Annotated in this window: 13 protein-coding genes and 1 pseudogene; 9 read left to right on the plus strand and 5 right to left on the minus strand. The window is 63.3% G+C overall.

The window, feature by feature from the left end; genetic code table 11:
• Positions 1-100 precede the first annotated feature (100 nt).
• The 5 genes from nirB (at position 101) to modC (ending at position 5986) form a co-directional block, all read left to right on the plus strand.
• Complete coding sequence (gene nirB, locus BLW24_RS07720; protein ID WP_090378780.1) at positions 101-2587, plus strand: nitrite reductase large subunit NirB; 2487 nt, start codon at positions 101-103, stop codon at positions 2585-2587.
• Complete coding sequence (gene nirD / locus BLW24_RS07725) at positions 2587-2964, plus strand: nitrite reductase small subunit NirD (RefSeq protein WP_090378783.1); 378 nt, start codon at positions 2587-2589, stop codon at positions 2962-2964. Before nirB ends, nirD begins: the two co-directional genes overlap by 1 nt.
• 286 nt (positions 2965-3250) lie before the next feature.
• Positions 3251-3997, plus strand: a complete 747-nt coding sequence (gene modA / locus BLW24_RS07730) for a molybdate ABC transporter substrate-binding protein (protein ID WP_090378786.1) — start codon at positions 3251-3253, stop codon at positions 3995-3997.
• A gap of 157 nt (positions 3998-4154) precedes the next feature.
• Positions 4155-4847, plus strand: coding sequence for a molybdate ABC transporter permease subunit (gene modB / locus BLW24_RS07735; protein ID WP_090378789.1), 693 nt, complete (start codon positions 4155-4157; stop codon positions 4845-4847).
• Positions 4844-5986, plus strand: coding sequence for a molybdenum ABC transporter ATP-binding protein (modC, locus tag BLW24_RS07740; RefSeq protein ID WP_090378792.1), 1143 nt, complete (start codon positions 4844-4846; stop codon positions 5984-5986). The genes modB and modC overlap by 4 nt, the downstream gene beginning before the upstream one ends.
• Here the strand turns inward: modC and BLW24_RS07745 are convergent.
• Positions 5972-6400 (minus strand): hypothetical protein, encoded by a 429-nt coding sequence (locus BLW24_RS07745; RefSeq protein ID WP_090378795.1) that lies wholly within the window; start codon positions 6398-6400, stop codon positions 5972-5974. The two genes, modC and BLW24_RS07745, sit on opposite strands and share 15 nt — an antisense overlap.
• A gap of 126 nt (positions 6401-6526) precedes the next feature.
• Between BLW24_RS07745 and BLW24_RS07750 the strand changes: the two genes are divergently transcribed.
• Both BLW24_RS07750 and BLW24_RS07755 read left to right on the plus strand, forming a co-directional pair.
• Positions 6527-7339 carry a helix-turn-helix domain-containing protein gene (locus BLW24_RS07750; protein WP_090378798.1) on the plus strand — a complete coding sequence of 271 codons (813 nt, stop codon included), beginning with the start codon at positions 6527-6529 and terminating at the stop codon, positions 7337-7339.
• A 102-nt stretch (positions 7340-7441) separates the two neighbouring features.
• Entirely contained in the window at positions 7442-8185 is a 744-nt protein-coding gene (locus tag BLW24_RS07755; RefSeq protein ID WP_090378801.1) for a hypothetical protein, read from the plus strand.
• A 60-nt stretch (positions 8186-8245) separates the two neighbouring features.
• On the opposite strand, the gene BLW24_RS07760 is transcribed toward BLW24_RS07755, so the two are convergent.
• On the minus strand, positions 8246-8770 hold the full coding sequence (locus BLW24_RS07760; RefSeq protein ID WP_090378803.1) for an Mpo1 family 2-hydroxy fatty acid dioxygenase: 525 nt from the start codon (positions 8768-8770) through the stop codon (positions 8246-8248).
• 89 nt (positions 8771-8859) lie between these two features.
• Between BLW24_RS07760 and BLW24_RS07765 the strand changes: the two genes are divergently transcribed.
• Both BLW24_RS07765 and BLW24_RS07770 read left to right on the plus strand, forming a co-directional pair.
• Positions 8860-9543, plus strand: coding sequence for a Crp/Fnr family transcriptional regulator (locus BLW24_RS07765; protein ID WP_090378806.1), 684 nt, complete (start codon positions 8860-8862; stop codon positions 9541-9543).
• A gap of 80 nt (positions 9544-9623) precedes the next feature.
• Positions 9624-11590, plus strand: a pseudogene (locus BLW24_RS07770) (metallophosphoesterase family protein).
• A gap of 135 nt (positions 11591-11725) precedes the next feature.
• Here BLW24_RS07770 and BLW24_RS07775 read toward each other — a convergent pair.
• The 3 genes from BLW24_RS07775 to BLW24_RS07780 form a co-directional block, all read right to left on the minus strand.
• Positions 11726-13039, minus strand: coding sequence for an NAD(P)/FAD-dependent oxidoreductase (locus BLW24_RS07775; protein WP_090378809.1), 1314 nt, complete (start codon positions 13037-13039; stop codon positions 11726-11728).
• A gap of 95 nt (positions 13040-13134) precedes the next feature.
• Positions 13135-13308 (minus strand): hypothetical protein, encoded by a 174-nt coding sequence (locus BLW24_RS25890; RefSeq protein WP_167360343.1) that lies wholly within the window; start codon positions 13306-13308, stop codon positions 13135-13137.
• Positions 13309-13403: 95 nt separating this feature from the next.
• Positions 13404-14375 (minus strand): hypothetical protein, encoded by a 972-nt coding sequence (locus BLW24_RS07780; RefSeq protein ID WP_090378812.1) that lies wholly within the window; start codon positions 14373-14375, stop codon positions 13404-13406.
• Between the last annotated feature and the right edge of the window lie 121 nt (positions 14376-14496).

The following is a 14496-nucleotide window of genomic DNA, read 5'->3' on the forward strand; positions in this document are numbered from 1 at the left end:
GGCACCGCACAGAACAGGCAAAGGCGCCTGAAACCGCAAGGTTTCAGGCGCCTTTTTTATTGCCGCAGAAAAACCTGATGAGCTTCGGCCGGGAAATGCCATGAACAGCACAGATACCTCCACAGACCAGCAACGGCTGATCATCATCGGCAACGGCATGGTCGGCCATCACTGCGTCGAGCAACTGATCGAGCGTGGCGCGCTGGCGCAGTACCGCGTGCATGTGTTCAGTGAAGAGCCGCTGCGCGCCTATGACCGCGTGCACCTCTCCGAGTATTTCACCGGCCGCGATGCCGAATCCCTGGCCCTGAGTGGCGCCGAGCTGTACCAGACGCCGGGCGTGACCCTGCACCTCGGCGTGCCGGTGCTGGAGGTCGACCGCGAACGCCGCGAAGTGATCACCGCCGAAGGCAGCTTCCCTTACGACCAGTTGGTGCTGGCCACCGGCTCCTACCCCTTCGTGCCGCCGATTGAAGGCGCCGAAGGCGATTCGCGCCTGGTCTACCGCACCCTGGCCGACCTCGACACCATCCAGGCCGCGGCCAAGAGTGCGCGCCGTGGCGTGGTGGTCGGTGGCGGCCTGCTCGGCCTGGAAGCCGCCAACGCGCTGAAATCCCTGGGCCTGGAAGCCCATGTGGTGGAATTCGCCCCGCGCCTGATGCCGGTGCAGCTGGATGACCACGGCGGCCTGGCGCTGAAGGCGCAGATCGAGGCCCTGGGCGTCAGCGTGCACCTGTCGCGCGGCACCCAGTCGATCACCCCGGGCAGCGAGTACCGTTACCGGATGAATTTCGCTGGGGATGAGTTCCTTGAGACCGACCTGATCGTGTTCTCCGCCGGCATCCGCCCGCAGGACGCCATCGCCAAGCAGTGCGGCCTGGAACTCGGCCCGCGCGGCGGTGTGGCCATCGACAGCCAGTGCCGCACCAGCGACCCGGCGATCTACGCCATCGGCGAGTGCGCGGCATGGAACGGCGGCATCTTCGGCCTGGTTGCGCCGGGCTACCAGATGGCCCGCAGCGTCGCCACCCAGCTGTGCGGCGAAGACAGCGAGCCGTTCATGGGCGCGGACATGTCGACCAAGCTCAAGCTGCTCGGCGTCGACGTCGGCTCCATCGGCGATGCCCACGGCGCCACCGCCGGCTCGCGCAGCTACCGCTTTATCGACGAGGCCACGGCCAGCTACCGCCGCTTGGTGGTCTCCGCCGACGGCAAGCAGGCGCTCGGCGCCGTGCTGGTCGGTGACAACAGCTACTACGACACCCTGCTGCAGTACGTGCAGAACGGCATTGCGCTTCCGGCCGACCCATCCTGCCTGATCTTGCCGCAAGGCGAAGGCGCCCCGGCGCTGGGCGCCGCCACCATCTGCTCCTGCCACAACGTCAGCAAGGGCGCGATCTGCGCCGCCATCGACGGCGGCTGCGGCGGCTGCTCGGCGCTGCTCAAGCAGGTGTTCGAGCATGAACTGACCGCCCGTGGCGTAGTGGTCGACAAGAGCCTCTGCGAGCACTTCGCCTACACCCGCCAGGAGCTGTACGGCATCGTCCGCGTTGAAGGCATCGAGAGCTTCGAAGAACTGCTGGCCAAGCATGGCCGCGGCCATGTCGGCTGCGACATCTGCAAGCCGGCGGTGGGCTCAATCCTCGCATCCTGCTGGAACCGCTCGATCACCGACCCGGCGCTGGTGCCGCTGCAGGACACCAACGACACCTTTATGGCCAACATGCAGAAGAACGGTACCTACTCGGTGGTGCCGCGTATTCCCGGTGGCGAGATCACCCCGGACGGCCTGCTGGCCATCGGCGCGGTGGCGAAGAAATACGACCTCTACACCAAGATCACCGGCGGCCAGCGCATCGACCTGTTCGGCGCGCAGCTGCACGAGCTGCCGGATATCTGGGCCGAACTGATCGCCGCCGGCTTCGAAACCGGCCACGCCTACGGCAAGTCGCTGCGCACGGTGAAGTCCTGCGTGGGCAGCACCTGGTGCCGCTACGGCGTGCAGGACAGCGTGGCCATGGCGCTGCTGGAGGACCGCTACAAGGGCCTGCGCTCGCCGCACAAGATCAAATTTGCGGTCTCCGGCTGCACCCGCGAATGCGCCGAGGCGCAGAGCAAGGACGTCGGCGTGATCGCCACCGAGAACGGCTGGAACCTCTACGTCGCCGGCAACGGCGGCATGCGCCCCCGCCACGCCGAGCTGTTCGCCACCGATCTGGATGACGCCACCCTGGTGCGCTACATCGACCGCTTCCTGATGTTCTACGTACGCACCGCCGACCGCCTGCAACGCACCTCGGTGTGGCGCGAGTCGCTGGAAGGCGGCCTGGATTACCTCAAGGACGTGATCATCGACGACAGCCTGGGTCTCGGCGCCGAACTGGAAGCGCAGATGCAGCTGGTGATCGACCGCTACGAGTGCGAATGGGCCAACGCCCTGAAGGACCCGGAGAAGCTCAAGCGCTTCCGCACCTTCGTCAACGAAAAGGGTGGCGACCCGGATATCCAGTTTGTCGAGGAACGCGGCCAGCGCCGCCCGATCAGCGCCGCCGAACTGCAACTTATTCCAGCCGAGGAGGTGGTCTGATGGGCCAGTCGAGCGCAACCGCAACAGTCGAGCAAACCAGCGTGCAATGGCGCGCCCTGTGCAGCCGTGCCGATCTGGTGGCCAACTCCGGCGTGGTCGCCTGGGTTGACGGCGCCCAGGTGGCGCTGTTCTTTCTACCCAATGAGGCCAGCGACAAGCAGCTGTATGCCGTGGACAACCGCGACCCCAAGTCCGGCGCCAACGTCATCGGCCGCGGCATCATCGGCAGCCTGGCTGGCGACCTGGTGATTGCGGCGCCGCTGTACAAACAGCACTACCGCCTAGAAGACGGCAGCTGCCTGGAATACCCGGAGCAGCAACTGCGCACCTGGCCGGTCCGCCTGCAGGGTGACCGGGTGGAGATCGGCCTGAGCTAAGGCGATGGGCGAGCGGGGCTGACGCCAGTCAGTCTCGGCATGCGAGCGGAATAGAGGGTTACTTGACTATTGAGTCAGTAATTGGCTTTATGCACCTCAGCCCGCAGCGCTGATGCCTGCGTAGCAGGGTTGTCGATTATCTCGGCAGCCCTGTTTTTGTTGCTCTGCTAAGTGGTTTATTGCGCAAATCGCTGTATATCGTGAGATATAGCGAGGGTAGAGTAGCCCGGCGAATCAGCGTCTACAGCACAGCCGTTGCCAGCGGCGGCACACTCAGGAGTTATCCATGCAAATTCGTATCGCGGCGATGTTCGCCGCCTTGATTTTCAGCAGCCAAGCCCTGGCTGAGCAGGTGCAGGTCGCAGTGGCCGCCAACTTCACCGCGCCGCTGCAGGTGATTGCCACCGAGTTCGAGAAAGACACCGGGCACAGCGTGCTCGCCTCCTTCGGCGCCACCGGGCAGCTGTATGCGCAGATTCAGCATGGCGCGCCGTTTGAGGTCTTTCTCAGTGCCGATGCAAGCACCCCGGCCAAGCTCGACAGCGAAGGCCTGGGCGTCAGCGGTTCGCGCTTTACCTATGCAGTTGGCAGCCTGGTGCTGTGGTCTGCCAAGCCGGGTTATCTGGATGGCAGCGACGCAGTGCTTAAGGCCAATCAGTACAAACATCTGGCGATCGCCAACCCGAAAGCCGCTCCTTACGGCCTGGCAGCCACCGAAGTGCTGGACAAGCTGGGCCTGAGTGCGGCGGTCAAGGACAAACTGGTCGAAGGGCAGAACATCACCCAGGCGCATCAGTTTATTGCCACCGGCAACGCCGAGCTGGGCTTTGTTGCGCTGTCGCAGGTGTACAAGGATGGCCAGCTCAGCAGTGGCTCGGCCTGGATGGTGCCGGCGCAGATGCATACGCCGATCAAGCAGGATGCGTTGATCCTCAAGAAGGGAGAACATAACCCGGCCGCTGTAGCCCTGACCGCGTACCTGAAAGGCGAGAAGGCGGCGAGGATCATCAAGTCTTACGGCTACCAACTCTAAGAACCCGTTTACGATCTGCTGCGCGTCGTCCCTGCTGCGTTAAAAACAGGCTCGGAATGCTCATTTACAGCTCGTAAACTCCGCTTCCTCGCTTGTTTTTGCCTTGCAGAGCTCTAGCTCGCTAGCTCGTAAAACAGGTTCTAAAAAGGCTGTTGCGATGCCACTGAGCAAAGCTGATTTCGCTGCGGTACTGCTGACGCTTGAGCTGGCATCGCTGACCACCCTATTGCTGTTGCTGATCGGCACGCCGATTGCCTGGTGGCTGGCGCGCACGTCATCCAAATGGAAGCAACCCGTCGGCGCCATCGTCGCCTTGCCGCTGGTGCTGCCGCCGACGGTGATCGGCTTCTACCTGCTGGTGAGCATGGGTCCGCATGGTTTTATCGGTCAGCTGACCCAAAGCCTCGGCCTCGGCACCCTGACATTTACCTTTACCGGACTGGTGATCGGCTCGGTGTTCTACTCCCTGCCCTTTGTCGTGCAGCCGCTGCAGAACGCCTTCGAGGCGATTGGCCGGGCTCCGCTTGAAGCGGCAGCCACTCTGCGTGCCGGGCCTTGGGATGCATTCTTTACAGTGGTACTGCCGTTGGCCAAGCCGGGCTTTATCACTGCTTCGATTCTCGGTTTCGCCCATACCGTAGGTGAGTTCGGCGTGGTGCTGATGATCGGCGGCAATATCCCCGGCAAGACCCAGGTGGCGTCGGTGCAGATCTACAACTATGTGGAAACCATGCAATACGCCCAGGCCCACTGGCTGGCGGGCGGCATGGTGCTGTTCTCCTTTATCGTGCTGCTGGCGCTCTACTCTGGACGAAGCAGCGGGCGCAGCAGTACGCGGGTGTGGCAATGATCTGGCCATTGGCACGGCGCAATCCGGCGATCCGCACAGTTGCCGAGCCGGGAGCAATCCACGCGAGTTTCAAGGTTGAACACTCAGGTTTTACCCTGGATGTTCAGCTGAACCTGCCCGGTCGCGGCGTCAGCGCCCTGTTCGGTCATTCCGGCTCGGGCAAAACCAGTTGCTTACGCTGTTTTGCCGGGCTGGACCAGCCGAGCGCAGGCTACCTGCAGGTCAACGGCGAGCTGTGGCAGGACAGCGCCAGGGGCATCTTCGTCCCTGCGCATCAACGCGCCGTGGGTTACGTGTTTCAGGATGCCAACCTGTTTGCCCACCTTACGGTGCGGCGCAATCTGCAGTACGGCTTGAAGCGCATCCCCGCTGTGCAGCGGCGGATTGCCCTGGAGCAGGCAGTGGAATTGCTGGGCATTGAGCATCTGCTGGAGTGCCTGCCGGACAAGCTGTCTGGCGGCGAGCAGCAGCGCGTCGGTATCGCCCGCGCTCTGCTGACCAGCCCGCGCTTGCTGCTGATGGATGAGCCGCTGGCGTCCCTCGACCTCAAACGCAAACAGGAGGTGCTGCCTTACCTGGAGCGCCTGCATCAGGAACTGGAAATTCCGATTGTCTACGTCAGCCACTCGCCGGATGAGGTGGCACGCCTGGCTGATCATCTGGTGTTGCTCGAGGACGGTAAGGTCAGCGCCAGCGGCCCGCTCAAGGAAACCCTGCTGCGCGCCGACCTGCCGTTTGTTTTTGAGGACGATGCCGAAGCCGTGGTCGACGGTGTGGTTACCGCGCATGATCAGGCCTACGGGCTGCTCTACCTGCAATTGCCAGATAGCCAGATCAACCTGCGCTTACCCCACGGGTCGCTGCCGTTGGGCCAGTCGGTGCGGATCAAGGTTAAGGCGCGCGATGTCAGCCTGAGCCTGCAACAGGCCGAGGACAGCAGCGTGCTCAACCTGTTGCCGGCACTGGTGCTGGACTGGATCAACGTCGCCGAGCAGGCCCATGTGCTGGTGCGTGTGCAGGTGGGTGGCGAGCAGCTGATCGCCCGCATCACCCGTTACTCCTTCGACCGCCTGCAGATCCAGCGCGAGCAGTTGCTGTGGGCGCAGGTCAAGTCGGTGTCACTGTTAAGCACCCACTGATGCCTGGGTGAACGCGCTGGGCACGACCTGCGAGCGTTTCAGGCCAAGCCACTCCAGCTCGATAAATACCAGCACGGCAATGGCCTGGACGATCACGAAGGCGTAGCCGAGCAGGTTTGGTGCGATCCAGCCGCTGAGCAGTAACAGCCCGCTGTGTAGCACCCACAGTGCATTCAGGCCGAGCACGCTGTAGACCGACGCCCGCGACATGCTTTCACGGCGCGACAGCCAGAGCAGAAAGGTCGCCAGCGGCAGCAGCACCAGGGCCGCGCCGATCAACAGCTCACGCGGTAGAGCCAGCAGGCTGCTGAGCCAGTCGGCCAGCAGCAAAATTTGTGCGGCAGTGGCCACACCGACCAGCCCATCGGCGAGCAGGGCGCGGCGCAGTAACAGCGAAGGTTGCAAGGTGGTCATGGTGAAGTCTCCACAAAGGACCGCCGAAATGGCGGGTTGGCCCTTAGATTTCGCCGATCCGCGCGTCGCGTCGATTACCTCGCAGGTAATGGCTGAATTGACCTCGCTGGTTTATCTTCGCTGCCCATGAACAGCCAAAGCCAGCCCGTCGGGGCCCTGCTGCGCCAGTGGCGTCAGCATCGTCGTTTGAGCCAGCTCGACCTCGCCTGCGAGGCCGATATTTCCACCCGCCACCTGAGTTTCGTCGAAACCGGGCGCGCCCAGCCCAGCCGCGAGATGCTGTTGTTGCTCGCCGAGCAGCTGGATATTCCGCTACGCGAGCGCAATAGGCTGCTTAGCGCCGCCGGCTATGCACCGCTGTTTACTCAGCATGAGCTGTCCGAGCCAGCCATGGCCGCCGCGCGAACCGCCATCGAACTGCTGCTCAAGGCCCATGAGCCCTACCCGGCACTGACCATTGACCGCCACTGGAACCTGCTGGCGGCCAACAGCGCCGTGGCCCCCTTTCTGCTCGGCTTGGCCCCGGAGCTGCTGGTACCGCCGATCAATGTGATGCGCTTGAGTCTGCATCCGGGTGGCCTGGCGCCGCGCATCGTCAACCTGGGCGCGTGGCGCGCCTACCTGCTGGCGCGGTTGCAGCGCGATTTTCAGGCCAGCGGTGATGCTCAGCTGCAAGCGTTATGGGATGAGCTGAACGCCTATCCGGGGCCGGCGGCACCCGCGCAGTTCGACAGCGACACGGTGCTGATGCCGTTGCAGTTTGTCAGCGAGCAGGGCGTGATCAGCCTGATCGGCACGACCACGGTATTCGGCACCGCCAACGACATCACCCTGGCGGAACTGGCGCTGGAAACCTTCTTCCCGGCCGATGCCTTCAGCGCGCAGTACCTGCGTGACTTGGCCGAATCGACGCATCTTTCCGACGAAATCACTCTTTAGGCTGCTTTTCTCCAGTATTCAGTGCAGTACCCTGTGGCGCGCGATTGTATAAGCTGACCTGGTTCAGCACTGCTCACAAAAATAATAAGGAGCACACCTCGTATGCGTTCTACAACGCTGTCTCGCTCGCTATTGCTCGCGGTTATCGGGTTGTTGAGCGGCCTCTCGCCGCTGACCTTTGCCCAGGCCGTGCCCCCCCAGGAACAGGTTCAGGTGCAGGCCAGTCGGGTTACCAGCAGCCTGATGCTGTTACGCGGAGAGGGTTTCCAAAAGAAACACCAGGACGCCCTGGAAACTGATCTGCAGGCCCTGGCCGCTGCGGTGCAGAGCCTGCCGCAAAACAGCGATGCCCTGCGCAGCGCCCATCAGGAACTGGTGGTGCAGATTCGTCGTGGCGTAGCCTTCGGCCCGAGTGAAGATGACATGCCCTGGCGCTACCCCGAGGACCTGAGCAAGGCCCTGCTTGGCGTGCTCGAGGAAACCCGCAAGCTGGCCGGACCGGGTGACAGCGAACTGTCCGCCAAGCTTGAATACCTCTCAGTGCAGTACCTCAGCCGCGCCTACTTCGGCAATTTCGAAACCGCTCGCGAGCAGCCCGACACCTACCTCGGTCAGGATGAACGCAAGATCGTGCCGTCGGTGGATGAGCAACTGGCCGCGCTGGACGGCAAGGCCGACCCGCAGATCGGCAAACTGAAAACCCGCTGGGATTACCTCAAGGCCGCGCTGGTTGACCTCAATAGCCAGAGCAGCGCCCTGCAGAGCGCCTCGGGTCGACCATTTGCGCCGATCACCGTGTATCGCCATACGCGGTCGCTGACCACGCAATGGATGGCGATGTACTAGAACTCGCTCGTAAGAGCGAAGTCGGTACAAGGCCGCCAATCAATGGCGGCCCCGCAGCGATCAGGCAGTAGCTTTCTTCTCACGAATACAGGTCGGCCCGGCGCGCTCGACGATGGCGTGCTCCACCTCTTTGCGCAGGTCCAGCAGGAAGGCCGCTTCGGCGGCGACGAACAGGGGGCCGATGACCAGGCCCATCACGTCATCGACAAACGCCGGTTTGCGCCCTTCGTAGTAATGGCCGACAAACTGGATGATCCAGCCGATCACGAACAGGCCGATGCCGCTGCTCAGCCACAGCGCCGTCGATTGCACGGCCAGGCAGGCCGCCGCCCACAAACTGAGCAGCAACAGCAGCGCCATCAGCAGGCCGAAGCGCAGGTCCAGGCGCAGGTAGAACACGCCCGCCGCCACGGCCACCAGCAGCGCAGGGGACAGCCATAGGCCGAGCAGCTCGAAGCCGGGGCGTGATAGCAGCACGGCCACCGCCACAACGATCAGTGGAATACCGATAAAGTGGCTGAGAATATTGCGTTGGTCGCGGTGATAGGCTGCGTATTGAGCCAGATGATCAACCAGGGTTTTCATTATTATTTTCCTCATGCAAGACAGGTGGCCAGCATGAACCCACGCCCACGCAGTGCTCTGTCAGCTAGCCGACAAACAGGCTGCCGGCGATGAGTAGCGCTCATAGCTATCAGGCGCGTCTGCGTCAGGGCCATTGGTTCAGCGCCCTGCCCGCCGCGCTGCAGGAGGCGCTGCTGGCCGCCGCTCAGGTGCAACAGCTGGCGCCCGGGCAGGTGCTGTTTCGTCGGGGCGACGAACCCTGCGGCCTGTATGCGGTGGTCGAGGGCGGCATGCGCATTGGTGCCGTGAGTGCCACCGGCAAGGAAGCGCTGCTGACCCTGGTTGAGCCGCCCTACTGGTTTGGCGAAATCTCGCTGTTCGATGGCCAGCCACGCACCCACGATGCCTTTGCCGAAGGGCCCACCACCTTGTTGCTGGTGCCGCAGGCGCCGCTACTGGCGCTGCTTGCCCAGCAACCACAGTACTGGCGTGATTTCGCCTTGCTGATGAGCCAGAAGCTGCGCCTGGCATTTATCGCCCTGGAAGAAATGAGCCTGCTGCCCGCCGCCCCACGCCTGGCTCGGCGCCTGCTGCTGATCGCGGAAAACTATGGCGAGGGCGAGCCGCGCCGGGTGCTTCACTTGCCGCAAGAGCAGTTGGCGCTGATGTTGGCGATCTCCCGGCAGACCACCAACCAGATCCTTAAAGAGCTGGAAGCCCAAGGTATTCTGCGTCTGACCTATGGCGAGATCGAGCTGCTCGATCTGCCGCGCTTGCGTCAGGCGGCGCAGTAGGCAGCGGCTGCAAAGACTGAACCTCTGGCGCAGAATGGCGCTCTATTACCGAACACTCATTGATAGAGCACGACGCCCTGATGCCGACCGCCCCCGCTGTTGTTCCTGCTGACCTGCCCCTGGTGCTGGCCGGCCCGCTGCTGCGTCGTATGGAAGCGCAGCGCCTGGTGCTCTGGCTGGTCGGCAGCAGGCCGCTGGCGCTTAGCCTGCAGCTGAGCCATGGCGACGCGGCCAAGGCACAGCGCTTGCCGCTGCAAGGTGACAGCTGCCAGGTTATCCAGATGGGTGAGCAGGCGTTTATCCACCTGATTGATCTGAAACTGGACGCACCGCTGCCCTGCGAAGTGCAGATTGATTACGACCTGCTGATCGAGCAGCCCGGTCAGGCCGCGCTGGGCATCGCCGACTGGGCGCCGCACCTGCTGTACGACGGCGCGACCCAGGCCAATTTCGTCCTGCGTGCGCAGCTTGATCATCTGCTGCACGGTTCCTGCCGCAAGCCGCATCACCCTGCGGCCGATGGCCTGCTCTGCGCCGACCGTCTGCTGGCCGAAGCACATGCGCCCGAACAGCGTCCGGCGCTGCTGCTGATGAGTGGCGATCAGATCTACGCCGATGATGTCAGCGGGCCGCTGCTGCGGGCGATTCATCAGGTGATCGAGCGCCTGGGTTTGTTCGGCGAGCATCTGCAAGGTGCGGTGGTCGATGACAGCACGGCGCTGTACCAGCACCCCGCCAGCTACTACCAGCGCACCGAGCTGCTGCCGGCGCTGAAAAGCAATGAAACCCTGCGCGAGCGCTTCTTCGGCGGCGTGGAAAAGCCGGTGTTCACCACCAGCAGCGCCGACAACCACCTGGTGACCTGCGCCGAAGTGTTGGCCATGTACCTGCTGGTCTGGTCGCCGGTGCCCTGGACCTTGCTGGATGCCGAAATGCCGGCGCTGAGCGCCGAGGAAGTGCCGCGTTATCAGGCCGAGCGTGGGCGCATCGAAGCCTTTTGTGGCGGTCTGGGCCGGGTCGCCCGCGCCCACCTGCCGACGCTGATGATCACGACATCACCGATGACTGGAACCTTTCCGCGCAGTGGGAAGAAACCGCCTACGGCCACCCGTTTTCCAAGCGCATCATCGGCAATGCGCTGATCGCCTACCTGCTGTGCCAGGGCTGGGGCAATAACCCGGATGTTTTTGCTGAGCAATTGCAGATGATCCGCGCGATGACCGAGGGCCGCGATGCTGAAAACCAGATGGACAGTCAGCCGCAGGACGCGCTGATCGACAGCCTGCTGAGTTTTCACCAGTGGCAATTCGTTCTGCCGAGCACACCGGCGCTGGTGGTGCTGGACACCCGCACCCGGCGCTGGCGCAGCGAGCGCAACCTCAAGCGGCCGTCTGGTCTGCTGGATTGGGAAGCGCTGTGCGAGTTTCAGCAGGAACTGCTTGATCATCCGTCGGCGATCATCGTGTCGCCGGCGCCGATGTTCGGCGTCAAGCTGATCGAGACCATCCAGAAGGTCTTCAGCTGGGCCGGCCATCCGCTGATGGTCGACGCGGAAAACTGGATGGCTCACCGTGGCGCGGCGCAGGTGATGCTGAACATCTTCCGCCACTCGCGCACGCCGGGTAACTACGTGATTCTCTCCGGCGACGTGCATTACTCGTTTGTCTACGAGGTGCTGATCCGCCAGCGCAAACGCGGGCCGAAGCTTTGGCAGATCACCAGCAGCGGCCTGAAAAACGAATTCCCACCGCGCCTGCTTGACTGGTTTGACCGCCTCAACCGCTGGCTGTATGCGCCCTGGTCACCGCTCAACTGGCTGACCACGCGCCGGCGTATGCAGGTCAAACCACGCATCCCCTCGCGCAGCAAGGCCGGCGAACGTCTGTGGAATGGTGCGGGGCTGGGTCAGGTGTTTTTCAACGAGCAAGGCCAGCCCAGTGCGATCTACCAGCTGAATGCCGATGGCTCGCCCGTGGTGGCGTTTGTCGATGAGCGTGATAAGGCGCCTGCCACCCAAACCGTACTCAGTTGCAATCGAGCGGACTAGCATTTCGGATCTCGCGAGCTAGAGCGAGACAAGGCAGAAATGGCCGAGGACGCGGAGTTTACGGGTTTAAATGAGCAGTCCGAGGCCATTTCTAACTCCGTAGTATCGCCGACGCGCAGCAGATCCGCGGGAGTCTTAGCGCAGCTTTTCCAGCATTTGGTAGTACCACATGCCCGCTGCCAGCATCGGGTTGCCGAACACGTCGCCCAGCGGCACCTTGATGTGCTTGCAGGCGGCGAAGGTGTCGTAGTGGCCCATGGTGCCGGTCAGGGCGTTGGCCATGATTTCACCCATGATGTGGGTGGTGGCGATGCCGTGGCCGGAGTAGCCCTGGCAGTACCAGACGTTGTCCGAGAGCTTGCCCAGCTGCGGGATGCGGTTGATCACGATGCCCATGGCGCAGCTCCACTGAAAATCAATGTCGACGCCCTTGAGCTGCGGGAAGGTCTGCTCGATACCGGGGCGCAGTTCGCCGGCGATATCCCGTGAATCACGTCCGGAATAGTTGCAGCCGCCACCAAACAGCAGACGGCCGTCGGCGGTCATGCGGTAGTAATCGAGGACGAAGCGGCAGTCGTACACGGCCAGGTCCTGCGGGTTGATTTCCTTCGCCAGCTCGCCCAGCGGCGCGGTGGTGACGATGCCGCCCATGGCCGGGAAGATCATGCCCTTGAGCTTTTTCGGCTCCAGCTTGTGGTACACATCGCCGGCCAGCAGCACCTGCTTGGCATTGATCCGGCCTTTGGCGGTGACCACCGCCGGTTTGGCGCCATGCACAATCTCCAGCACTTCGGAGTGCTCGAATATCAGCGCACCCAGGCTGGCGGCGGCCTTGGCTTCGCCGATGCACAGGTTCAGCGGGTGCAGGTGCATATTGCGGGTGTTCTTCAGCGCGCCGCTGTACAGGTCGCTGGCCAGATGACTGCGCACCCCGGCGCGGTCGAGCAGGGTCACGTCAGCACTCATGCCGCGGCGCTGTGCTTCGGCGTAGGTGGCTTCCAGCTCCTGCATGTGCGTGGGCTTCATTGCCGCGTGCAGGTGGCCGTGCTTGAGGTCGCACTGAATGCCGTACTTCTCTACGCGGTTCTTGATGATCTCGTGTCCGCGCCAGCGCAGGTGCCAGATAAAGTCTTCAACCTCCTCGCCGAGGGTGTTGCGCATCTGCTTGGTCATCGCCGCATCGCCCGACAGGCTGCCAGTGACCTGCCCGCCGTTGCGCCCGGTCGCGCCCCAGCCGATCTTGTTGGCCTCGACAATTGCCACCTTGAGGCCGCGCTCGGCCAGTTCCACGGCAGACGCCACGCCGGTAAAACCGCCGCCGATGATCACCACATCGACGCTGACCTCGCCTTGCAGGGTCGGGTCGTCGGTTTCTTCATTGAGGGTGGCGCTGTAGTAGGACGGGCAACGTACAGCGGCGGGGGTTACGGGTTTGATGGCGGCGTTCATAAGGCGGTTCCTGAGTACGGATAGCGATGCAGGCAGCGGTTCGTCAGCTCGCGCCAGGCGCAGGCAGCACGGACGTAGGCGGGCGGCTGAAGTGATCAGCGCGAGAGGCTCAGGGCATCCGGCGGGCGCGCGTGGCGGCAATGCCACAGTGCCCAGAAGGCGAGGATCTCCGCCAATAGCGGATTGAGTCGATCCAGGCCAAAGCTCCGCTCGGCCCTGTGCAGGCAGAAGCGGAAGGTGCGGCGCAGATTGGCTATCGATTCACTCATGCGGGCAGACTCGCACGCCGGCGACTGTTGGTTAAATCGTGTTTTTCACATATTCAGGTTGCTGTTGGCTAAACAATCAGGGGCGCGGGTCAGGCTTATGGTTGATAGCGAAACGGCACCCTGAGGCCGCGCTCGATCTGCCCGGACAGTTGATGCACGCCGGCCAGCACGCCATGCTCGGTGCTGCGCATCAGCTCCAGCCACTCATCATCGAAGGCGGCGTTGAGGTTCTTGCGCAGCTGCGCCTCGCTGGCTGGCCGGGTACTTTCCCGCGAGACGGCGGTAAACAGCGCCACACCGAGGGACACCGTGGTGCCGGCCGGGCCGCCGATCAGCGCAGATACGGCACCGGCTGCGCCGCTGACTGCGAGGTCGTCGATCAGACGCTCGCTGGTCTGTTGCGCCACGGCGGAAATTCCAGGGTCCGCCGACCAGTCGCCGAGGCCGCGCGGGGCGTTGCGGATGCGTTCGATAAAAGCGCTATAGGCCGGCAACTCGGTGAGCGGTTCGGCGTGCAGCAGTTCATACAGCGATGCGCCGGGTGCCTGGGTGATGGCCGGGATGGCCCTGAGGCGCTGCTGGAACTGCTCGCGTGGCAGGTCATGTTGTTGAGCAATGCGCGGCAGGTTTTCATCTAGATGCTGAAGGTAGAGCCAGGTACTGCGCGCCATGATCTGCTGCGGGTCGTCGGTCTCGGCGACCGGTTCCAGCACGCGCTCGCGGTATTGCTCCTGCAGGTACAAGGCCAGGCGCCTGACGCTGGGCTCCTTCGCGCCGCCGTTACTGAGTCGGTACCAGGAAACCTTGATGCCCATCCATTGCTGCGTCCAGTAGCCGGAAAACCAGGGGATAAATTCCTCGTCGGTCTGTTGGTAGACCAGGTCCATCCACTGCTCCATCGACAGCAGGGCATGCTCGCGCGCCTGCTGCGCAGCGCTGCGTGACAGCACGCTGATGTCGCGGTCGACCTGCTGCCAGGTGCTCGCACTTACCTGAATCGGCGGATTGCTGGCACAACTCGCCACTGCCAGCAGCAGGGCGAGTAGAACGACGCGCGGACTCGACATGGCAAGCCTCCGCCTGCTGGGTGCCAGCCCCTACTCCAATGGAGTGCTGAAGTTATTCCCCCTGTGGTTTGAGTATAGGCGCGCGGCTCGCGGCTTCCGCCGGCAGCAGACGGCAGCAGAC

This window comes from Pseudomonas anguilliseptica (genome assembly GCF_900105355.1).
Taxonomy (GTDB): domain Bacteria; phylum Pseudomonadota; class Gammaproteobacteria; order Pseudomonadales; family Pseudomonadaceae; genus Aquipseudomonas; species Aquipseudomonas anguilliseptica.